At 58.1% G+C, this 20938-nt stretch carries 17 protein-coding genes and 1 tRNA gene; 13 read left to right on the top strand and 5 right to left on the bottom strand.

All coding sequences use genetic code 11. The annotated features are described in order from the left end of the window. Nucleotides 1–18 precede the first annotated feature (18 nt). A complete protein-coding gene (locus tag C4S59_RS11480; RefSeq protein WP_103910641.1) occupies nt 19–1353 on the bottom strand; it encodes a mechanosensitive ion channel family protein in 1335 nt (444 codons plus the stop codon). A 299-nt stretch (nt 1354–1652) separates the two neighbouring features. On the opposite strand from C4S59_RS11480, the gene leuC reads away from it, so the two are divergent. The 4 genes from leuC (at nt 1653) to C4S59_RS11460 (ending at nt 5818) form a co-directional block, all read left to right on the top strand. After that, nucleotides 1653–3059: a 3-isopropylmalate dehydratase large subunit gene (gene leuC / locus C4S59_RS11475; RefSeq protein ID WP_103910640.1), complete on the top strand. Its 1407-nt coding sequence runs from the start codon at nt 1653–1655 to the stop codon at nt 3057–3059. A 12-nt stretch (nt 3060–3071) separates the two neighbouring features. Then, nucleotides 3072–3677: a 3-isopropylmalate dehydratase small subunit gene (leuD, locus tag C4S59_RS11470; RefSeq protein ID WP_103910639.1), complete on the top strand. Its 606-nt coding sequence runs from the start codon at nt 3072–3074 to the stop codon at nt 3675–3677. A 360-nt stretch (nt 3678–4037) separates the two neighbouring features. Continuing rightward, entirely contained in the window at nt 4038–4871 is an 834-nt protein-coding gene (locus C4S59_RS11465) for a hypothetical protein (protein WP_234994747.1), read from the top strand. A gap of 86 nt (nt 4872–4957) precedes the next feature. Further along, nucleotides 4958–5818 carry an endonuclease/exonuclease/phosphatase family protein gene (locus C4S59_RS11460; protein ID WP_234994746.1) on the top strand — a complete coding sequence of 287 codons (861 nt, stop codon included), beginning with the start codon at nt 4958–4960 and terminating at the stop codon, nt 5816–5818. Here the strand turns inward: C4S59_RS11460 and C4S59_RS11455 are convergent. Beyond that, a complete protein-coding gene (locus C4S59_RS11455) occupies nt 5763–6686 on the bottom strand; it encodes a Rossmann-fold NAD(P)-binding domain-containing protein (protein WP_103910637.1) in 924 nt (307 codons plus the stop codon). The two genes, C4S59_RS11460 and C4S59_RS11455, sit on opposite strands and share 56 nt — an antisense overlap. 95 nt (nt 6687–6781) lie before the next feature. Here C4S59_RS11455 and C4S59_RS11450 point away from each other — a divergent pair, with 95 nt between their 5' ends. The 4 genes from C4S59_RS11450 to C4S59_RS11435 all read left to right on the top strand — a co-directional run bounded on the left by C4S59_RS11450 (nt 6782) and on the right by C4S59_RS11435 (nt 10027). Then, the gene (locus tag C4S59_RS11450) at nt 6782–7678 is read left to right on the top strand and encodes a LysR family transcriptional regulator (RefSeq protein WP_103910636.1); all 897 of its coding nucleotides are present in this window, start codon (nt 6782–6784) and stop codon (nt 7676–7678) included. A 55-nt stretch (nt 7679–7733) separates the two neighbouring features. Further along, entirely contained in the window at nt 7734–8837 is a 1104-nt protein-coding gene (gene leuB, locus C4S59_RS11445) for a 3-isopropylmalate dehydrogenase (RefSeq protein WP_103910635.1), read from the top strand. Nucleotides 8838–8942: 105 nt separating this feature from the next. Next, on the top strand, nt 8943–9902 hold the full coding sequence (locus C4S59_RS11440) for a DMT family transporter (protein WP_103910634.1): 960 nt from the start codon (nt 8943–8945) through the stop codon (nt 9900–9902). Nucleotides 9903–9950: 48 nt separating this feature from the next. After that, nucleotides 9951–10027: transfer RNA gene (locus tag C4S59_RS11435), tRNA-Pro, on the top strand. A gap of 58 nt (nt 10028–10085) precedes the next feature. Here the strand turns inward: C4S59_RS11435 and C4S59_RS11430 are convergent. After that, entirely contained in the window at nt 10086–11237 is a 1152-nt protein-coding gene (locus C4S59_RS11430; RefSeq protein WP_103910633.1) for a CaiB/BaiF CoA transferase family protein, read from the bottom strand. A gap of 93 nt (nt 11238–11330) precedes the next feature. After that, nucleotides 11331–11792, bottom strand: coding sequence for a MarR family winged helix-turn-helix transcriptional regulator (locus C4S59_RS11425; protein WP_160006843.1), 462 nt, complete (start codon nt 11790–11792; stop codon nt 11331–11333). Between the two features lie 133 nt (nt 11793–11925). On the opposite strand from C4S59_RS11425, the gene C4S59_RS11420 reads away from it, so the two are divergent. The 3 genes from C4S59_RS11420 to C4S59_RS11410 all read left to right on the top strand — a co-directional run bounded on the left by C4S59_RS11420 (nt 11926) and on the right by C4S59_RS11410 (nt 17296). Then, nucleotides 11926–12993: a 2-hydroxyacyl-CoA dehydratase family protein gene (locus C4S59_RS11420; protein ID WP_146064530.1), complete on the top strand. Its 1068-nt coding sequence runs from the start codon at nt 11926–11928 to the stop codon at nt 12991–12993. Further along, nucleotides 12990–14237 (top strand): 2-hydroxyacyl-CoA dehydratase family protein, encoded by a 1248-nt coding sequence (locus C4S59_RS11415; RefSeq protein ID WP_103910630.1) that lies wholly within the window; start codon nt 12990–12992, stop codon nt 14235–14237. Before C4S59_RS11420 ends, C4S59_RS11415 begins: the two co-directional genes overlap by 4 nt. A gap of 170 nt (nt 14238–14407) precedes the next feature. Then, the gene (locus C4S59_RS11410) at nt 14408–17296 is read left to right on the top strand and encodes a calcium-binding protein (RefSeq protein ID WP_103910629.1); all 2889 of its coding nucleotides are present in this window, start codon (nt 14408–14410) and stop codon (nt 17294–17296) included. On the opposite strand, the gene epsE is transcribed toward C4S59_RS11410, so the two are convergent. Continuing rightward, the gene (gene epsE / locus C4S59_RS11405) at nt 17293–18549 is read right to left on the bottom strand and encodes an exopolysaccharide biosynthesis GT4 family glycosyltransferase EpsE (protein ID WP_103910628.1); all 1257 of its coding nucleotides are present in this window, start codon (nt 18547–18549) and stop codon (nt 17293–17295) included. The genes C4S59_RS11410 and epsE overlap by 4 nt on opposite strands. Before the next feature lie 176 nt (nt 18550–18725). Here epsE and C4S59_RS11400 point away from each other — a divergent pair, with 176 nt between their 5' ends. After that, a complete protein-coding gene (locus tag C4S59_RS11400; RefSeq protein ID WP_103910627.1) occupies nt 18726–19571 on the top strand; it encodes a glycosyltransferase family 2 protein in 846 nt (281 codons plus the stop codon). Continuing rightward, nucleotides 19571–20929, top strand: coding sequence for an oligosaccharide flippase family protein (locus tag C4S59_RS11395; protein WP_103910626.1), 1359 nt, complete (start codon nt 19571–19573; stop codon nt 20927–20929). The genes C4S59_RS11400 and C4S59_RS11395 overlap by 1 nt, the downstream gene beginning before the upstream one ends. The last annotated feature ends 9 nt before the right edge of the window (nt 20930–20938 follow it).

Here is a 20938-nt window from a genome sequence, read left to right as displayed (position 1 = left end):
GAAACGTTCCGTCAGAAGTTAATCCAATGTGCGGGTGTCCAATTGGGACCCTTCCAGCATACGCACTTCGCGCTGTGGGAAGGGGATGGAAATGCCGTTTTCCTGAAACGCATCCCATAGCGCCAGATAGACGTTGCCGCGAATATTGGTCAGGCCTTCAACGGGGTCTTTGATCCAGAACCGCAGGATATAGTCCACGCTGCTGTCACCAAAACCCACGATGTGGCAGACGGGCTTTTTCCAGTTCAGAACGCGGTCCGTGTTGGCGGCGGCATTTATCGCGATTTCGCGTACCTTATGGGGGTCGTCGCCATAAGCGGTGCCAAAAAACAGGTCGATCCGGACGTAGTCGTTCGAGTGGGACCAGTTCACCACCTGACCTGTGATCAGGTCTTCGTTCGGGATCAGGTATTCTTTACCGTCGCGGGTGTTGATCGACACATAACGCGCGCCAAGCGAATTGATCCAACCGAACGTATCGCCCAGCGAAATCACGTCACCGGGTTTGACCGACTTATCCAGCAGGATGATGACACCCGACACAAGGTTCGACACCACCTTTTGCAGGCCAAAGCCGAGTCCGACGCCGATAGCACCGGACAGAACGGCCAGACCGGTCAGGTCGACGCCGACGATCTTGAGCCCCATGAAAAAGGCCGATCCGTAAAGAACCAGTTGCAGGAATTTGACCGCCAGTTCCTGCATGGACCGCGAGATTTCGTTGTTTGCCCTGATGCGTGCGGTGCTGGTGTGGGCGATGAACCTTGCCGCGGCGATCAGAATGGTCAGGATCGCGATGGCCTGAACAATCAGCCAGACAGAAAACCGCGTTTCGCCCACGTTGATGGCAAGACTGTCCAGAATGCTGCGGGTTTCATCTGTCAGGTTCAGGATCGACAGCGTGACCCAGGCCCATGCGCCATAGCGCACCAGACCGCGCACGAAGCCGTTGTTGATCAACCGCGTGGCAAAGGCGATCAGCAGCCACGCAGTCGCAAGGTTTGCCACGATGGCTAGCAGATAGGACCGCGAAGGCCATGTGATTTCGCGCATCACCGCGACGGTGATCCAGATCAGCGCGACAAACAGGATCATCCGTATCCGGCGATGCAGCACCAGACCAATGCGCAACCGCCACTTTGGCCAGTTGTCCCGCGACCGAAGCCAATTGTGGAAACTGGGCCGGATCATCGCCGCCAGAAGGTGGGCCACCACGAAAACCCCGATCACAATCGCGATCTGATATGCGTTCCAAGGACGGATCAGCATGTTGGCCAGCGCTTCGAACCGGTCGATAGCCGAAGTGGCGACCTGTGTCAGGTTCTCAATCGGGGCGGTCGTTTCTGGTTCCATTCCACTGTCCTTGGTTGTTCCTTCTAATCTTGCACGGGTTGGCGATAAGGCAAGCACAATTGATTTACAGGGCCATTCGCAGACTCAGGTTGCGAGACTCAGGGGCAAGGTGTATTTGCCCCTCATGATCATAGTTTTCGATATCGGAGACCGCGCCCGCCTGCGCGAACGTTTCTTCGGTGCCACCTTTACGGTGCTGGCCCGCCTATGAGCATGCCCGCAGGTCAGCAGATGACCTGCTTTCGGCGCACAGCGCCTAGCCAAGACCCTTGCTACATATCTGATACGGGAGAGGACCCATGTCCCCCAAAACGCTCTATGATAAAATCTGGGACGCGCACGTCGTCCATGAAGATACCGACGGCACATGCCTTCTGTATATCGACCGTCACCTTGTCCACGAAGTGACCAGCCCGCAGGCGTTCGAAGGTCTGCGCATGGCAGGCCGCAAGGTGCGCGCGCCTGAAAAGACAATCGCGGTTCCGGATCACAACGTTCCGACAACAGCGGGCCGTGAAAACCCCGACAACATGACAGAAGACAGCCGCATTCAGGTGGCTGCGCTGGATAAGAACGCCAAGGAATTCGGCATTCATTACTATCCGGTGACGGACGTTCGTCAGGGCATCGTGCACATCGTCGGCCCCGAACAGGGTTGGACCCTGCCGGGCATGACCGTTGTTTGCGGCGACAGCCACACAGCGACACACGGTGCGTTCGGCGCGCTGGCGCACGGCATCGGTACATCCGAAGTTGAACACGTTCTGGCGACACAGACGCTGATCCAGAAGAAGTCCAAGAACATGAAGGTCGAAATCACCGGCAAACTGCTGCCCGGTGTGACCGCCAAGGACATCGTTCTGCGCATCATCGCGGAAACAGGTACAGCCGGTGGTACAGGCTACGTCATCGAATATTGCGGTGAAGCGATCCGTGATCTGTCGATGGAAGGCCGCATGACCATCTGTAACATGGCCATCGAAGGTGGTGCCCGCGCGGGTCTGATCGCGCCGGACGAAACCACGTTCGAATACGTCAAAGGCCGCCCGCACGCGCCGAAAGGTGCCCAGTGGGAAGCTGCGCTGAACTGGTGGAAGACGCTGTATTCGGATGACGATGCGCACTTCGACAAGGTTCTGACCATCGAAGGCGAATCCATCGAGCCGACAGTCACTTGGGGCACATCGCCCGAAGACGCGCTGCCGATCAGCGCGCTGGTTCCGGCACCGGAAGACTTCAAAGGCGGTAAGGTCGACGCGGTTCGTCGTTCGCTGGACTACATGGGTCTGACACCGGGTCAGAAACTGTCCGACATCGAAGTCGACACCGTGTTCATCGGGTCCTGCACCAACGGCCGTATCGAAGATCTGCGCGCAGCTGCGGCAGTTCTGAAAGGCAAAAAGGTCAAGGACGGCATGCGTGCCATGGTCGTTCCGGGCTCGGGTCTGGTTCGTGCACAAGCCGAAGAAGAAGGTCTGGCAGACATCTTCAAAGAGGCCGGTTTCGAATGGCGTCTGGCGGGTTGTTCCATGTGCCTTGCCATGAACCCCGACCAGTTGGCCGAAAACGAACGTTGCGCGTCCACGTCGAACCGTAACTTTGAAGGTCGTCAAGGCTATAAGGGCCGGACGCACCTTGTATCGCCTGCCATGGCCGCCGCTGCTGCCATCACCGGCAAGCTGACCGACGTACGCGAGATGATGTGAGGACATTACCCAATGGATAAATTCGAAAAACTCACCGGGATCGCGGCGCCGTTGCCGCTGGTTAATATCGACACCGATATGATCATCCCCAAGCAGTTCCTGAAGACCATCAAGCGTTCCGGCCTTGGTGTGAACCTGTTCGACGAAATGCGCTATGACCGTCAGGGCAACGAGATCGAAGATTTCGTCCTGAACAAGCCGCAGTACCGAGAAACAGAAATTCTGGTAGCCGGCGATAACTTCGGTTGTGGGTCGTCCCGCGAACACGCCCCTTGGGCGCTGAAGGATTTCGGCATCAAGGCTGTCATTTCGACATCCTTCGCCGACATCTTCTTCAACAACTGCTTCAAGAACGGCATCCTGCCGATCGTCCTGCCCCAAGAGGCCGTCGATACGTTGATGAAAGACGCCGAAAAGGGGTCGAACGCGCGTATGGTTGTCGATCTGGAAGAGCAGACGGTTACCACGTCCGACGGCGAAAGCTTCTCGTTCGAGGTTGACCCGTTCAAGAAGCATTGCCTGCTGAACGGTCTGGATGACATCGGTCTGTCGCTGGAAAAGGTCAGCTCGATCGACAGCTACGAGGAAAAGGCTTCTCAGGCGCGTCCCTGGGTCTGATTCTCTTATTGATTGTATTGGAAAGGCCGCAGGGGGGACTCTGCGGCCTTTTTTTGTCTTAATATTCGTTAATTGAGATGGGTTAACAACTTTCGTTGCGGTCCACTAAATGGCGCATACTATATGTTGTTTTTCTCCTTAGAGGAGCATTCACTTTGAGTCGTACCTGATGCATTCGCGCCATAGCCTGACCCAATTTGGCCCTATTTCCAGACTATTACCGATCTTCGACTTGAGAACTTTCGCTGCGGCTGGCTTTATTATCGTTAATAACGAGGCAAGCCGTGAATAATCGGCATCAGCGGTCGGAAAAGGACATGGCAAAAGACCATGGACGCCCGGCCAAAGGGGCAGAGAAACGTGTTTAATCGCGCGATCAGTGCGGGCGTACGTGCATTGTTGGTCGCAGGGCTGTTGGCTCTGCCGTCTTTCATGCTGCCTAACGTCTCATCCGATACCAGCCAGCTGGTCGCATTGCTTGCGCTTGTCGGCGGCGTTCTGACGTTCCTCGAATACTTCAGCACGATGCCCAGCTTTGTCGAATTCCGTAGCGCGGCACCGTTCAACCGTATCCGGTTCCTGACGATGTTCTGCATGGTCTACGCCCTGACGCAGATCACCCGTGAATTCCAGATGCCGACCGCGATGTCAGGCAGCTTTTACTACGTTGGTAGTTCGATCGGCGAAGCGATGGATTTCCCGTTCTCGCCCGTGCGCCTTGCCTTGCTGGCTGTACCGGAAGGCGCGCCTTTGCCGCTGTTCGAGGTCGTAAAAGCCACCGCTGGCATGGCCTATGTGATCAGCCTGGCCTCGATTGCCTTCTTCATCGTCTTTATCCGCATCATGCGTTGGCCGCTGCGCAACGGGGCGTTCAATGTCTGGATCAACCTTCCGCTGTTTGACCCGACTACAGGGGGTGATGTGCTCTACCGCCTCAAGCGCGATTCAAATCTTAACTTCGCGTTAGGCTTCCTTCTGCCATTCCTAATTCCGGCGATCTTCGAGGCGACAGCGCAGGTTCTGGAACCGATGCCGCTTTCTGATCCGCAGACCTTGGTTTGGATGATGACAGCATGGGCGTTCTTGCCAGCTTCCTTAATCATGCGCGGCGTTGCTTTGATGCGCGTCGCCGAGCTGATCGAAGAAAAGCGCCGCCGCGCTTATGCGCAATCGGATGTCTTGCAAGCAGCCTGATCGTTTGGCTGGGCACGTCTGTTTTTGCCTCTGAAACCTACCGCTTTGCCACGTGGGCCGCACCTTTCACGCGGGACGGGCCCGGGGTGTTGTTGCGTGATCTGAACCGCCGTGATGATGATCTGGCATCCATGGTCGAAACGATTGTGCGCGTCGCGCCTGATGTTCTTTTGCTGACCGATTTCGATTTTGACCACGGTTTTGCGGCGCTACATGAACTGCGCGTGTGGACCGCAGAAGAGGGCTTGGAATATCCGCATCTTTTTTCCCTGCAATCCAACGCAGGCCGCCCCACAGGCGTCGATGTGGACCGCGACGGCCGCCTTGGCCGTGGGCGCGATGCCCAAGGATGGGGCCGTTTTTCAGGGCAGGGCGGTATGGCGGTGCTGTCGCGGTTTCCATTCGGGGAAGCTACCGATCTGTCGCAGCTTCTATGGAAAGACATGGGCGGTGCGCTGATTGTTACGGACGATCCGGCCTATGAAATTCAGCGCCTGTCGTCGGATGGGCATTGGATTGTGCCTGTGATGCTGCCGGATGCCGAGGTTTCTGTTATGGCCTTCCACGCAACAACGCCGGTGTTTGACGGGCCCGACGACAGAAACGGGCGGCGTAATCATGACGAGATCGCGATCTGGTCGCAGGTGTTGGCGGGTACTTATGGGCCTGCGCCGGATCGCTTTGTGATTTTGGGCGATGCGAACCTTGATCCTTCAAAAGGTGAGGGCATCAGATCGGCCATCCACGATCTTTTGGCACGCCCCGATCTTTCCGACCCATTGCAGGGTGTGCCCACAGTCGACTGGTCGCATCTGGGTTTGGGTCAGATGCGGGTGTCTTATGCTGTGCCATCCATATCGTTGCAGGTGCAGGCGGCAGGGACCGAAACGATCAGACCCGAGACAGGCCACCATGGCTTGGTTTGGGTGGATGTGGCCGTTCCATAAGGTCCGGCTTGGCCGCCAAGGCCGCCGTGCGAAATGCCTCGACAGGGTCGGTGTGCCGCAAGTCGGGAAGGAAGGATGCCAGAGCGCTTCCATCCAACTGGTGGGGCTTGTCCCAGAGGTAGCGCATTTCGCACAGGTGGCGGGCCAACGGAAAAACGGGCGCAGCCATCTTCACCGGCCACCATGCCATCTGTTTGATCTCGACAGAGCGGGAAAGTCCCTCGCTTAGCAACGTGGCCATTTGATTGCCCGTCAACGTGTAGCCTTCAAAGCTTAGGTCGGTGAAACGGGGCAACCAGCTGCGCATCCTTGCCAGCTTTTCGATCGCGATGGCGAAGTCAGGCAGATACGCCCAGGCGTGCGGGATGTCGGGGTTGCCGGGGTAGGTCAGCTTTCCTTTGGTCAGCGACGGGGCCATGACCTTATCGAACCAGTTGCCAGACGCCGCTGTGTCCAGAAAATCGCCCGCCCGCAGAATGATTGTCTGGACATCGGCGGCACGATAGGCGGCTTCCATATCGATCCGGATGCGGCCCAGCGGGTTTGTTGCCCTGTGCGGGGTTTCGGGGGCAAAGATCTGTGGTGCATCGGCGCCGTACACATAGACATTGCCCGGAAAAATCACCGTCGCATTATGCAGCCTTGCCGCCGCGATCACCTGATGTGTCAGGCCCATCGCCTGCTTTTCCCAATCGGGGTAGGCAGGGTTCCAGCCGTTTACGATCACGTCCACGCCTGCTGCTGCAGTGTTCAGGTCTTCGGATGTGCGATCAAACAGGCGTACCGTCCAGCCTGCGTTCCAGAATGCTTCGGCAACATTGCGGCCAAATCGCCCTGTCGCCCCCAAAATCAATGCGCTGCCAACCATCGAAATGCTCCTGCTTGAAACGAATGACTGGACCATGCGCTGTTCAAAATAATTTGGGAATTGAGAGATTTCGCATATCGTTTATTCATATGTGAATGGATTATTCGATTTCTAATCTGGACTGGGCGCTGGTTCGCAGCTTTCTGGCTGTGGCCGAAACCGGGTCTTTGTCCGCCGCCGCGCGCGAGATTGGGTCAAGCCAGCCCACCATCGGGCGGCAAATCAGACAGATCGAAGACACGCTGAACCTGACCCTGTTTGAACGCCGCCCCCGCGGCCTTGAACTGTCCGAAGCAGGTCAGGCCCTGTTGCCCCATGCGCAGGCCATGTCAGACGGGTTTCACGCGCTGGGCCGTGCAGCGATTGGCAGGTCGGATAGCGTATCGGGCCCTGTCCGGATCACGGCCAGCGAGTTTACAGCCTATCATCATCTGCCCGCCATCATCGCCCGCATCCGCCATGAAGAACCCGAAATCAGCGTTGATGTTGTGGCGACCGACCGCACCGAAAACCTATTGTACCGAGAGGCGGACATCGCCGTCAGGATGCACCAGCCCCGCCAACTGGACATCGTGACCCGTCATCTGGGCGATCTGGAATTGGGTGTTTATGCTTCTGACAGTTACCTGCAGCGCACGGGGCAGCCGGCATCTCTTGATGGCATGTGGAAGATGGATTTGGTCGGCTATGACCGGTCGGATCTGATTGTGCGCGGCATGCGGAACATGGGAATCGCCGCGCAACGCGATTGGTTTGCCACGCGCTGCGATCATCATCCTGTCTATTGGGAACTGATCCGCGCGGGGTGCGGGATCGGGTTTGCACAAACAACGATTGCCGACAAAACGCCGGGTGTGACGCGGCTCTTTCCGGAAATTCCCTTACCAACCCTACCGTTATGGCTGGCCGTGCATGAATCGCTGCGAAACACCCCGCGTATTCGCAGGGTTTGGGACATACTGGCAGAAGAATTGACCGCCGTGATTTCTTGACCCTTCCGCGTCCAACCATTAGGCGAAACGCGACAATGAACAAAGGATTCACGCAATGAGCAACCCTTCGCTTCTTATTCTTCCTGGTGACGGTATCGGCCCCGAGGTCATGGCCGAAGTTCGCAAGATCATCGACTGGTTCGGTGCCAAGCGCGATCTGGTTTTTGACGTAAGCGAAGATCTGGTTGGTGGCGCGGCATATGACGCCCACGGCACACCGCTGCACGACGACACAATGGCAAAAGCCCAAGAGGTTGACGCCGTTCTGCTGGGCGCCGTTGGCGGCCCCAAGTACGACGTTCTGGACTTCAGCGTGAAGCCCGAGCGCGGCCTGCTGCGCCTGCGTAAGGAAATGGACCTGTTCGCCAACCTGCGCCCCGCGCAGTGCTTTGACGCGCTGGCAGATTTCTCGTCCCTGAAGACCGAAGTTGTGTCCGGCCTCGACATCATGATCGTTCGCGAACTGACGTCGGGCGTCTATTTTGGCGAACCGCGTGGTATCTTCGAAGAAGGCAACGAACGCGTGGGCATCAACACCCAGCGTTACACAGAATCCGAAATCGAACGCGTTGCACGCGCGTCGTTCGAACTGGCCATGAAGCGCGACAAGAAACTGTGCTCGATGGAAAAAGCGAACGTGATGGAATCCGGCATCCTGTGGCGCGAAGTTGTCACACGTGTTGGCGCAGACTACCCCGAGGTCGAACTGAGCCACATGTACGCAGACGCAGGTGCGATGCAGCTGACACGCTGGCCCAAACAGTTCGACGTGATCGTTACAGACAACCTGTTCGGCGATCTGCTGTCCGATCTGGCGGCGATGCTTACAGGTTCGCTGGGTATGTTGCCGTCCGCCTCCTTGGGTGCACCGATGGCCAACGGTCGCCCGAAAGCGATGTACGAACCGGTACACGGTTCCGCACCGGACATTGCAGGTCAGGGCAAAGCAAACCCGATCGCATGTATCCTCAGCTTTGCGATGGCACTGCGCTACAGCTTTGACCAAGGCGACGAAGCCACACGTCTGGAAAAAGCAATCGAAGCGGTTCTGGCCGACGGTTACCGCACAGCGGACCTGCTGGGCGAAGAGGGCCGTGATCCGGTTTCCACATCCGCCATGGGTGACGCGATCGTCGCCGCACTGGACGCGTCGCTGTAAACGCAAACGCGAAATTTCACAGGAATGGCGGGCCGAACGCTTGCCATTCCTTTCTTTCCCTGAAAAGCATGATCGGGTTAGCGTTAACATAACCGGATCAAGACCATGGGACAGAACGCCAAAGGCGCGCTGCTAGCGCTGCTCTCTTTTGCGCTATACGCCACGCACGACGTGATCGTGAAAGAGCTGGGCGTCAATTACACCCCATTCCAGATCGTGTTCTTTTCGGTTCTGTTCAGCTTTCCGCTGGCCACCGTCATGTTGATCCGTGATCCACAGCCGGGCACGTTGCGCGCCGCGCATCCGTGGTGGACGTTGACACGCACTGCCGCCGTGGTCGTCACTGGCCTGTCGGCTTTTTACGCCTTTACGGTGCTTCCCTTGGCGCAAACCTACGCCATTCTGTTTGCTTCGCCCTTGCTGATCACGATCCTGTCGATCCCGATATTGGGTGAAAAGGTACGCTTGCGCCGTTGGATGGCGGTTATCGTCGGTCTGGGTGGTGTTCTGATCGTGCTGCGGCCCGGGACGACCGAACTGTCCCTTGGGCATCTTGCGGCGATGGTGGCGTCTGTTGGTAGTGCTCTGGCCTCGATCATCGTGCGCAAAGTAGGCAGCGCCGAACGGGCCGAGGTTCTGGTGCTGTACCCGATGCTGGCGAACTTCGTGATCATGGGCGCGGCAATGCCGTTCGTCTATGTGCCGATGCCGGTCGAACATCTTGCGCTGCTTCTGGGCATGGCGCTTTTGGGGTTCACGGCGTCTATTGTGATCATTCTGGCCTACCGCGCAGGCGAGGCCGTGATCGTGGCCCCGATGCAGTATTCCCAGATTCTTTGGGCGATTTTCTTTGGCACCCTTCTGTTCAACGAAACCCCGGATTTGGTCACGCTTCTGGGCGCCGGTGTCATCATCGCCAGCGGCATTTACATCGTTCTTCGCGAAGGTCAGCAGAACGCATCCGAGAATACACCTGTTCTGCGCAGCCGGTCGCGGTTCGAAACGGGCACGCAGTTGCGGATCGGTGTTTTGCGCCGTTTGCTGGGATGGCAAAGAAGGCCGTAAACAGGCCTTGCCAAACGCCTGCGGCTCGGCTATCCCGCCCGCCACAGTCGGAGTGTAGCGCAGCCTGGTAGCGCACCTGCTTCGGGAGCAGGGGGTCGGAGGTTCGAATCCTCTCACTCCGACCATTAAAACAGGGTCGCTTTCGCGGCCCTTTTTTATTTTCTGAACTGAAAGATGGTTTGGTCAGCGCGCAGTTTGGCGCAGTTCTGCAAGAACGCTGTCAGTATCTGCACCAAGGTCAGGGGCATTGGTATTCAACGACGGGCCATCGTGTTCAAAACGAAAGCCCGCGTTCAGGATTTTGGATCCGTCTGGCAGATCCAAAAACAGGTCGCGCGATTCGACTTGTGGCATGTCCATCGCCTCTTTGAGCGGCCTTACCTTGCCTGCTGGCACGCCCGCCGCGGCCAAGTCGGTTTCCCATTCAATGGCTGTTCGTGTCGCGAAGCGGGCCAGTAGAAGCTCTCGCAACGCCATGTCGTTCTCGAGTCGGGCGTCTGGTGTTGCAAAGCGTTCGTCCGCCAACAGGTCCATGCAATCCAGCGTACGGAAAAGACGTTCGACCTGCACCTGCTGTACCGCACCGATTGTAATCTCTCCGTCGGCTGTTGGGAACGTGTCAGCTGTCGGTGCGCCAGAAAACCCGCGGTTGCCTGCCCGCGTGGGTGTCTGGCCGGATAGCATCATCGGGCCCACAACCGCGCTCATCATCACCATGGTTGCGTCCAGCATGGACACGTCAATCACCTGCCCCTTGCGCTTTGGGTCGCGTTCACGCTGAAGCACGGCGGACAGGATCGCAAACGCGGACAGAAGCGCGGAATAGGTATCGACGATGGGAAATCCAATACGCTCGGCCGGTTCCCCTTCATGGCCGGACAGCAGCATAAGGCCCGACACACTCTGGATCACCTGATCAATCGCGGGAAAGTCGCGCATCGGGCCGTCCTGCCCAAACCCCGAGATCGAACAATAGATCAGCGAGGGGTGCTTTTGCGTCAGACTTTCTGATCCAAGTCCCAGACGTTCGGCAACGCCGGGCCGGAAGTTTTCGACAAACACGTCGCAAGACGCCACGATATCCTGTGCAGCGCGGCGGCCTTCGTCGGTTTTCAGGTCCAGCACCACCGATCGTTTGCCCGCATTTGCCCCGACAAAGGGTTCGGCCATGCCGCGTCTGTCGGCATCGCGGGTATAATAGCGCATTGGGTCGCCAGCGGGCGGTTCGACCTTGATCACCTCGGCACCCAGAAGGTTCAGGAATTGCGTCGCCAAGGGGCCCGCAATGACGTGGCTGAAATCCGCAATGCGGATGCCTTCTAGGGGCTGAGCCATGGGGTTCTCCTGACTAAGGTGACTACAAATTAGTTTCAAAAAGAAACAAATTTAGGAGGCCTGTCAAGCGTCAGGGACGTGATGCCGCCTGTTTTACTTTTCCTGCGGTTGGATGACCCGCCACAAAAGTTCGAACAACATCGCACGTTCGCCGGGGGATAGGGGGCCAAGTAGTTCTTCCTGCAACTTGGCAATATCCGGCTTGATATTCGCCAGTCGCGTCTGTCCCTCATCGGTCAGATAAAGCGCATTCAGCCGCTTGTCGGACCCTTCCTTGCGTCGCTCGATCACACCGGCCTGTTCCAGTTCATTTACCAGCTTTGTCAGCGCGGATTTGCGCAGAACGACCATGTGGGCCAGTTCTTTCTGGGTCAATCCGGGGTTTAGGTCGATCAGGTTCAGAACTGCGACCTCGCCCCCTAGCACGTTGTGCTTGGCAAAGAAGGATTCGTTCGCTTCCAGAATTTTGGTCCGCAGGATGCGCGTCACAAATGAGATGTCCTCAGAGAGGTGTCCAAGTGTCGTGTCCGAAGGCGTGTCGTTGTGGCGTTCCATGTGCATTCCAAGCTGACCGGATAGATCATCGCTAGGGGGAGGGCGTAATTTTGTCAAACATGGCTATTGACAGATTAAATAAAAGGTTTCCAAAATGAACTAAATTGAACAGGCATCGACCGGGGAGGGGACGTTGTCGTCATACGCCAGTTTATTGAAGGCCTTTGAAGAGCGCGCCGATGGCGTTGTTGCGAATGGCAAGCCGTTGGTTGGCGTGTTCGGTGAAGGCGTGCCAGTGCCTTTGATCACTGCAATGGGCGGCGTGGTTGTCGACGTGAAAGCGCCGCCACTGGCAGATGCGGTGGACGGACCGATTGAATCTGTTGTTTCAAAAGTGACCGAACCCTTTCTGGATCCGTTCGCAGCGCGCTTTCTGCATCGATTTGCTGCGGGTGCCTTTGACAGCTTCGCCGCTCTGATCTTTGTCCGTGACGACGTTGCCGGTCTTGCGGCCTATCAATACGCGTCCGAATTGCGTCGGCAGGGACAACTGACGACAAAGGGGCCGAGCCTTCATCTTTGGAACATGCTTCACACCAAAAGCACCGCATCCGAAGTTTTCAATCAGGCAGAACAGGTCCGCTTGGTAAAGGAGTTGGAGCAATCGCTGGGCGCACGGTGCGATTCCAACGCCTTGAACGCCGCCATCATTTCAGAGGCTGCCCGGCATAAAATCGTGGGCAAACTGCCATCCGGCGGGCAACAGGCATTCGTCGCCCGGAACGCGGGGCGTTGGTTAACGGCGGAAGTCCATAATGCCTTGCTTGCCGATCTTTCGCTTCACGCAGCCCAAGGCCCGAAAATCGCACTGACAGGCACCGCTTGCGATACGCCTGTGCTTCACGCGGTTTGCGAGGCGCATGGTCAGATTATCGCGGACGTACAGGACTACGGTCGCAGCGCGCCCTTCATCCATAACGCAGAAAGAATGCTGACCGATCTAGCCGGTGACGCGTTGTCCATGCGCGCGGCCCCGCCTGATCGGTTTACCCGCGCGCTTCAAAAGGCGACGGAAGATGCAGATCTGGTAGTCGTCAGCGTTGACGAAAACGATGACGCATTCGGGTGGGAGGTACCTGCATTAAAGCGCGCGACCGAAGACCGCGGTGCGCGTTTTGTAAACCTCGGGTTTCGCCCGTTCCGGCCAGATTCAGCATGGTGCACTGCCGCCAGCGCCCTGATTTCGGAGGCCCTGGCATGACCGGAGCACAAACGGCGACCGCCTATCAACGCGATTGGCTGAAGGGGCTTCGGGGCCAGATCACAGAGGGCAAGCCCTATGCCTTTGTCAACGCGGATACACCGCACGAGTTGTTCCATTTTATGGATGTTCCGATGGTCACCAACCAATGGTGGTCGGCGGTCATTTCGGCCAAACAGCTTGCCCCCCATTACTTCGACCAGATGGAAGACATGGGGTTTCATCCTCACCTGCCTCGATACTCCAGCCTTCCGCTGATCGCGCAGTTGGTCGGCGATTTTGAAGCCCAGCCATGGGGCGGTCTGCCTGCGCCATCCATTCTGTGCGCGCGGTCCAGTTCCGATGAACACCCGCGCATTTTCCAAAGATGGGCTGAGCTTTCGGGGGCCGAACTTCATCTTCTTTCGGCTCCGGCTACGCCAGACCCCGCGCCGGACTGGTGGGTTCAGGCCCGCAGCGATTGGGAAGGGCTTTACGGCAGCGCGCGGCTTGATCTGATGGTGGCCGAAATGAAGCCGTTGATCGCGTCACTGGAACGGCTGACTGGCCGTGACTTTGATCCTGAAGGTTTTGCCACCTACATGGCGCGGATCGACGAACAGGAACGCCTGCTGGATGACGTGGCCGACCTGATCGCACGTTCTGACAAATGCCCAGTGGGAATCGCGGAACAGATGCCCAACGTCATGATCCCGCAATGGCATCGCGGATCGGATTGGGCGCTGGACCACGTTCGCGCATTCAAGGCCGAGGTCGAAGATCGGATTGGTGCGGGGAATGTCGTCTGTCCTGATGAACGCATCCGGATGATGTGGATCGGCGCGGGTCTTTGGTTCGACACGTCTTTCTACCGCGCGTTCGAGGAAAGCCATGGCGCCGTTTTCGCGTGGTCGATGTACCTGCCCTTTGCCGCCGATGGCTACATCCGCGCGGATCACGGCGATACGTTGCGCGCGCTGGCGGCGCGGGTGTCGGCGATGAACGAACAGCTTCACCAACCGCCGTGGGTCAACGAATGGCTGGTGAAAGAGGCGCGTCGCTGGCGGATCGATGTGGCTGTGATGCTGGTGCCGGAACACGACCGCTTTTCGGGATACGGATCATACTTTGCCCGCGAGGCGCTGAAGGCGTCGGATGTCCGCGTCGTCGAAATCCATTCCGACATGGTGGACCCGCGCGACTGGGACAGAACCACAGTCGAGGCGCAGGTGCGTGCCGTGTTGGATGAAGTGGGGGCGGAATGATGGTGAAATCAGATGCCCTGTTGCTGCCATCCCCGTGATGCGCTCAAAAAGGGCACTGGCCGGTTTCCGCTAAAAAGACGGTGAGTTTTCTGTCTACACCATTGCTGCGCCTTGGGGCGGGGGCCTATGGTGCGCTGTGATAAGTGACAGTTTAACCGAGGAAACCACCTATGCTTAGGGCGTTGGCCGCTGGCCTTAGCTTGCTGACATGCTGTCTGGCGACAATGACCGCCGCACAAGAGGCACGTCATCTGAACCTCTACGCATTCGGCAATTCCCTTGTGAATCATCCTGATGGTGGCGAACTGACGAACGTTCCGGTCTGGCTGGATGCTTTGGCCAAGGCCGATGGTTCGACCGTTGCGGTCGAAGGGCACTGGGGCTTTCTGCCGGAATTTCCGTCGCAGTTGCCACCCAATCCCGAATGGTCGTTTCCCACGGTTCAGCGCGTCGGGTCAGGGAACCCTGATGAATATGATGTGGTGCTGATCACGCCGACGAACTTTATCCAGTATCAAAGCCACACCAAGGCGTTTGATGGCTATAACCCCAACAACACCTCGCCCCTTGGCGCGACGTTGTCTGTGGTGGATTGGGTCGCGGAACGCGCGCCCGATATCACCTATTACATTTACGAAGGCTGGGCCGATATGGACGGCGTCATTCGGCGCTTTCCACCCAATGAACGGTTCCTGCAAAAGTACCACGACTTCAATCGCGGGGCCTATCAGGACTGGTATGTCGACTATATCGCCGACCTGAAGTCAGAACGCCCCGATGCCGACATCCGCCGCCTGCCCATCGCGCCGATTTTGTCCGAAGTCATGTCAACCGCGCCGTTGTCCGATCTGCCGGCGACGGCTTTCTATTCCGACGATGCGCCGCATGGCACGCCCGACACCTATTTGCTGGCCGCGATGGTGACATATGCGACCCTGTACCAGCGCCCTTTGCCACAAACGGTTGAGGGCTTGGATAAGGTGAACCCCGTTGTGGCGGGTGCCTATCCGGCCGTTGCAGAACAGATTTGGTCACTGGTCCAGCCGTATCTTGAGGTCAAAAAGGCCGCGTTGGACAATATCCAGCCTGCCGCCGATTACGTACTGCCCCCGCGAGGTGCGCGTCCGATTGGAGAGCCTGCCATGGGCATCGGGCTGAACGGCATCGCTGATTGGTCCACGCAGCACCCCTTTATTGATGTGATGAAAACCGCCCGCCAGTGGGTCGGGCATACAGCCAGCCAATGGGGCGCGATCAACATTGATGAGCTGCGCGCAGGGGGCTTTCTGGATGAAAACGGCTGGCCGCTTCGCCTGCCGGACAATGCCAAGGCACTTGAGGCTTTGATCCTGACCGACCAGCCAGAAGACGCGCTTCATCTGCGCGGCAGCTATGTTCTGCGCTACGAAGGTAAGGGCGACATCAAGGTCACAGGCCGCGCCCGACGTGCGGTGTACGAGGACGGTGAAATCCGTTTCTTCTTTGAACCGGGCGAAGGGTTCGTCGGCATCGCCATTGCCGCCACCGACCCCGACGATCCGATCCGCAATATCTCGGTCGTGCATGAAAACCACCTGCTGCTGCATGAGGCTGGCGCGCTGTTCAATCCCGACTGGCTGGCGCGGATCAGCACCGTGCGGTCGATCCGTTTCATGGACTGGATGTTCACCAATGACTCGCCCGTGGTGTCGTGGGACGACCGCCCGCGTGTGACGGACTACAGTTATACCGCTTGGGGCGTGCCGATCCCTGTGATGGTGGAACTGGCCAACCAGATCGGCGCCGATCCATGGTTCAACATGCCCCATCTGGCGGATGACGATTACGTCCGCGCATTTGCCGAAGAAGTGCGGGATACGCTGGATCCGCGCCTGAAGGCCCATGTCGAATATTCGAACGAGATGTGGAACTTTATCTTTTCCCAGACCAACTATGCCGCCGCGCAGGCTGAGGCGCGTTGGGGCAAAAGCAGTGATGGCTGGATGCAGTTCTATGGCATGCGCGCGGCGCAAGTAATGGATATCTGGACCGATGTGTTCGGGGATGAAACCGAAGATCGCCTTGTTCGCGTCTTTGCCACACACACCGGTTGGCCGGGGCTTGAGGAATCCGCCCTGATGTCACCCTTGGGGTTCCTTGAACTGGGTCATCTGCCGCGTGACAGTTTCGATGCCTATGCGGTGACCGGGTATTTCGGCCATGAAATCGGCGGGGATGAACAAGGCCGCGAAATGCGCGCGATCCTGAAGGACGCCGCGGATAAGGCCGAAGAACGTGGGCGTGCCCAAGGGCTACGCCGTGTCGCGCTGCGCGAGTTTATGAAGGTCGAGCAATACAAGGATGCCTTCGATCCGGTTGCGGCGCTTTTGTCGAACGGGTCGGTACGGACTTTGGTTGAGGAAATTTTCCCCCACCACGCCCGCGCCGCCGAAGCCGCTGGATTGGACCTGATCATGTACGAAGGCGGTAGCCACGTCGCGGCGCAGATGGACCGCGTTGATGACGAAGCGCTGACCACCTTTTTCGAACAGTTCAACTACAGCCTCCAGATGGCGCGGCTGTACATGCAACTTATTGATGGCTGGAACGCAGCGGGCGGTCGTATGTTCAACGCTTTTGTTGACGTCGCTGCGCCGTCCAAATGGGGCAGTTGGGGTGGCTTGCGGCATCTGGACGATGCCAACCCACGTTGGGATGTGTTGATGGCGCACAACGCCGGTGGGCCCGTGGATTGGGAAGACCGCGATCCGGCGGCCTTCGAAGACGGGGTGCTGCGTGCAGGAAGCACCGGCAATGACGTGATGGACGGCACCGCCGAGGAAGACACTCTGTTGGGCGGACCGGGCGATGACGTTCTGTTTTCCTTCGGTGGGTCGGACAAGCTGCATGGCGGTGCCGGTCAGGACCGCGCTGTGTTTCCGGGCAAAAAGGCCGACTACAGCATCGAAAAAGACGGTGGAGTCGTGACTGTTTCGCGCGGCTATCAGGTATCGCGCCTGACGATGATCGAGGAACTGGTTTTCGCTGATGATCCCGAAACGGTGGTGCCGGTCAATTAAGCTTCGGCTGTTTCCGGAGTCGTTTCTTCTTCGGCTGATGTATCCGTCACGCTGTCCGGATCAATCATGCGCACGATCGTCTGCGCACCCAGTTCCGAGCTGAAGTTCTCAACCACATGCGCACGTCCTGCCGTGCTAAGCCGCATGGCCAGTTCGGGGTTGCCTGCGAAATCGCGCAGCACGCGCGCCAGAACGCTGGGGTTCTTGGGCGGCACCAGAATGCCGTTCTTACCGTCGTCGATCAGTTCGGACACGCCGCCCGCATCGGTGCCGAATGTGGGTACACCGCAGGCCATCGCCTCCATATAGGCAACGCCAAGGGGTTCGTGCCAGCTGGCAAGAACAAAGGCGTGCGCCTCAAGCAGTTTCTGCCGCACGAGGCCCGCATCAATCGCGCCCAGAAGTTTGACGTGATCCTGCAAACGCAGCTGTTTCAGATGCGCCTCAAGCTCGGCCCGATAGCCCGTGCCGCCTGCATCATCTTCGCCCGCGATTTCAAGCCGGACGTCCACACCCATATCCAGCAGTTGCCGAACCGACGACATCAGATCCTGATGGCCTTTGACGACGTTCAGACGGCCACAGGAAAACAGGCGCATGGGTTGGCCGTGTTCCACAGGCTTATAAGGCGTTTTGCGTTTCATCACAGACGTGTCGACACCCATCGGGCGGATTTCGATGCGCTCGGGCAGGGCATCGCCTAGTTCCTCAATCGCCTCATCCATCAGCTTTTGGGTGATGATCGTGCCAAAGGCCGCGTTTGACCATTTAAAACGCTGACCCGATCCATAGTCCTGCAGCGGGCCGTGCAGCGTAAGCGAATAGGTAGGCCCGCCCATCTTATGGCACAGCGCGGCGATGATCGCGGCCCGCCCACAGGAATGGACGTGGATGTGATCCAGCTTCTGCGCCTTGGCCTCGGCCAGCAATTTACTCGCGGCGGCCAGAACAATCAGAACATCTTTGCCAAACCGCGGACCTTCCGATGCGATCCAGCCCATCAGGCCCTTGGGCAACAGACGGGCCAAAGCATTCACAGCATGGATCGGATCGATGTGCCCCAGATAGGTCGTGCGTGCGATGGCGTCTTGGGACCAGTCATGCGCGATCAGGCCCTGCGGCGGGTGGCGTGTCGACAATAGCGATACGGAATGGCCCATCGCTTCCAGCGCGATGACTTCGCGCCAGAAAAAGATATGTGTCTGCCCCGGGAACTGGGGCACGAGATATCCGATCCGAAGGGGACGGGGCACACTCAACCTATCGAAAAATTGGCAACGTTGGCAGAACTTGGAATGACTGTTTAATAGTTTTCATTCTTTGGCCATAGTTGGGTGCGAAGGCATCTTTTGAGGTGTGGCTGAAATCCCGCAGATTTCGCCGTGTGAGTGAGTGTTCCGCTGTTTGGCGTATCGAAGGCGACCATTGAATGGGCGAAAGTGATGTTAAGGGGATAAGCGTTATTATCCCCGCGCATAATGAAGCTGCCGTCATCGGGCGCTGTTTGGCCTCTGTTCTGGCCTCTGATCCTGTTCCGTCTTTTCAGGTTGTCGTCGTGGCGAATGGGTGCACGGATGATACTGCACGTGTCGCGCAAGCCTTTGGTGACCAGTTTGCAGAGAACGGCTGGGGGCTGACGGTTCTAGACCTTCCAGAAGGCGGCAAGCCTAACGCGCTGAATGCCGGTGATGCGGCTGCGCGGTTTGGGGCGCGGGTCTATCTGGATGCGGATGTGACGCTATCGAAAACGGTACTATCCGAACTGGCCGGGTTGCTGGCGGTGGATGAACCGACATACGCCAGCGGGCGCTTGAATATCGTCGCACCGGATAATTTCGCCAGCCGCGCCTATGCGCGGATCTGGCGCAAGGTGCCGTTCATGGCGCAGGGCGTTCCGGGGTGTGGGCTGTTTGCGGTGAACACGGCTGGCCGTGCGCGTTGGGGGGCGTTCCCGAATATCATTTCTGACGACACGTTTGTGCGTTTGCATTTTGCAGCCGATGAACGCGTCAGCACATCTGGCAGCTACGACTGGCCTGTCGTCTCGGGCCTGCGCAACCTGATCAAAGTGCGCGCGCGGCAGGACCGTGGCGTGGAAGAGGTGCGTGCGCTTTATCCCGAACTGATCAAAAACGAAGACACGCCTGCCACCAGCATTGGTGAAAAGTTGAAACTGGCACTGGCCGATCCAATCGGCTTTGCGACATACACAGGCGTCGCCTTGGCCGTGAAGTTTGGACCCAAAGGCGACAGTGGATGGAGCCGCGGGCGATAATGGCGGGCGTTTTCAAGAAATTTGGCGGAGCTTCGCTGGGCGCACGGGCAATGCGGTCGTCGTTCTGGACGACGGGCAGCTTTGTCAGCAGTCAGGTGATCCGGCTTCTGTCGAACCTTGTTCTGACCCGCCTTCTGTTCCCAGAGGCCTTCGGGATGATGGCGCTGGTCACGGTCTTTATCCAAGGTTTGGCGAACTTTTCCGACGTCGGCGTGACACCTGCTATCCTGCAAAGCAAACGGGGTGATGACCCTGATTTTCTGAACACTGCGTGGACGATACAGGTTTTTCGCGGTGTCGCGCTCTGGCTTGTGGCCTGTGCCATCGGCTTTCCTTTGGCGTGGTTCTACGATGAACCAATGCTGGCCCAGATCATGCCGGTTGCGGGGTTGGGCCTGTTGATCATCGGGTTCAAGCCGACACGGCTGGACACAGCCAACCGGCACCTGTTGTTGGGCCGTGTCGCCGCGATCGAGGTCGCTGTTCAAATTATCGGCGTGGTCTTTGCCATCGCTTTGGCGTGGTGGCTGAAATCGGTCTGGGCGCTGGTGATAAGCGGGTTGCTTAGCCAATTGGTGATGCTGGGTCTGGCGTTCGGGTTCCTTCCCGGACTGGTCAACACAATCCGCTGGGAAAAGGCCGCGCGGCATGAGCTGGTGAACTTTGGCAAATGGATTTTCCTGTCCACCGTCTGCGGATTTTTCTTTTTCCAAGCCGACAAAATACTGATCGGGAAATGGCTGCCGTTGGATGACTTTGGCGTTTACAACATCGGCTTTTTCCTAGCGACAGTGCCGATGATGCTGGGCAATGTGATGGTAGGAAAAGTGCTTATCCCGATCTATCGGGAAGCCCCGCCCAAAGATAGTCCTGCGAACTTTGCCAAACTGCGCAAGATGCGGTTCGTGGTGACGGGGGCGTTGGTCGCAATGGTCGCGGTGGCATCGCTGTTGGGCGTCTGGGCCGTCGACCTGCTGTATGATCCCCGCTATGCGGCGGCGGGCGCCGTTGTGGTGGTGCTGGCGCTGATGCAACTGCCGCAGATCATATCGCTAACCTACGATCAGGCGGCTTTGGCCGCGGGCGACAGCAAACGGTTCTTCATCCTGTATCTGGCGCGCGCGGTTTTCATGTTTGGCGCGGTGTTGGTCGGGCTAGAGCTTGGCGGGTTGTTCGGCGCGATCATCGGACAGGGTGTGGCCTATGCCATGATCTATCCCGTGGTGGTCTGGCTGTCGCGGCATACAGGCGCGTGGGACCCGCTGCATGATGCGGTCTTCGGTGTGCTGTCTGTTCTGATTTCCGCGCTGGCACTATGGGTCAATTGGGCGCCGGTCGCTGAATTGATGGCCAAATAGCGGAATCAC

Source organism: Thalassococcus halodurans (genome assembly GCF_900108225.1).
In the GTDB taxonomy this organism is placed as follows: Bacteria; Pseudomonadota; Alphaproteobacteria; order Rhodobacterales; family Rhodobacteraceae; genus Thalassococcus; species Thalassococcus halodurans.
This window is presented reverse-complemented; position numbering and strand designations above follow the sequence as displayed.

Coding starts and splice junctions, on each gene's coding strand:
- leuD (WP_103910639.1), top strand. CDS start 3,072: ATGGATAAATTCGAAAAACTCACCGGGATCGCGGCGCCGTTGCCGCTG.
- C4S59_RS11415 (WP_103910630.1), top strand. CDS start 12,990: ATGACCGGAGCACAAACGGCGACCGCCTATCAACGCGATTGGCTGAAG.
- C4S59_RS11480 (WP_103910641.1), bottom strand. CDS start 1,353: ATGGAACCAGAAACGACCGCCCCGATTGAGAACCTGACACAGGTCGCC.
- C4S59_RS11410 (WP_103910629.1), top strand. CDS start 14,408: ATGCTTAGGGCGTTGGCCGCTGGCCTTAGCTTGCTGACATGCTGTCTG.
- C4S59_RS11430 (WP_103910633.1), bottom strand. CDS start 11,237: ATGGCTCAGCCCCTAGAAGGCATCCGCATTGCGGATTTCAGCCACGTC.
- C4S59_RS11425 (WP_160006843.1), bottom strand. CDS start 11,792: ATGGAACGCCACAACGACACGCCTTCGGACACGACACTTGGACACCTC.
- C4S59_RS11395 (WP_103910626.1), top strand. CDS start 19,571: ATGGCGGGCGTTTTCAAGAAATTTGGCGGAGCTTCGCTGGGCGCACGG.
- C4S59_RS11400 (WP_103910627.1), top strand. CDS start 18,726: ATGGGCGAAAGTGATGTTAAGGGGATAAGCGTTATTATCCCCGCGCAT.
- C4S59_RS11440 (WP_103910634.1), top strand. CDS start 8,943: ATGGGACAGAACGCCAAAGGCGCGCTGCTAGCGCTGCTCTCTTTTGCG.
- C4S59_RS11455 (WP_103910637.1), bottom strand. CDS start 6,686: ATGGTTGGCAGCGCATTGATTTTGGGGGCGACAGGGCGATTTGGCCGC.
- leuB (WP_103910635.1), top strand. CDS start 7,734: ATGAGCAACCCTTCGCTTCTTATTCTTCCTGGTGACGGTATCGGCCCC.
- C4S59_RS11450 (WP_103910636.1), top strand. CDS start 6,782: ATGGATTATTCGATTTCTAATCTGGACTGGGCGCTGGTTCGCAGCTTT.
- leuC (WP_103910640.1), top strand. CDS start 1,653: ATGTCCCCCAAAACGCTCTATGATAAAATCTGGGACGCGCACGTCGTC.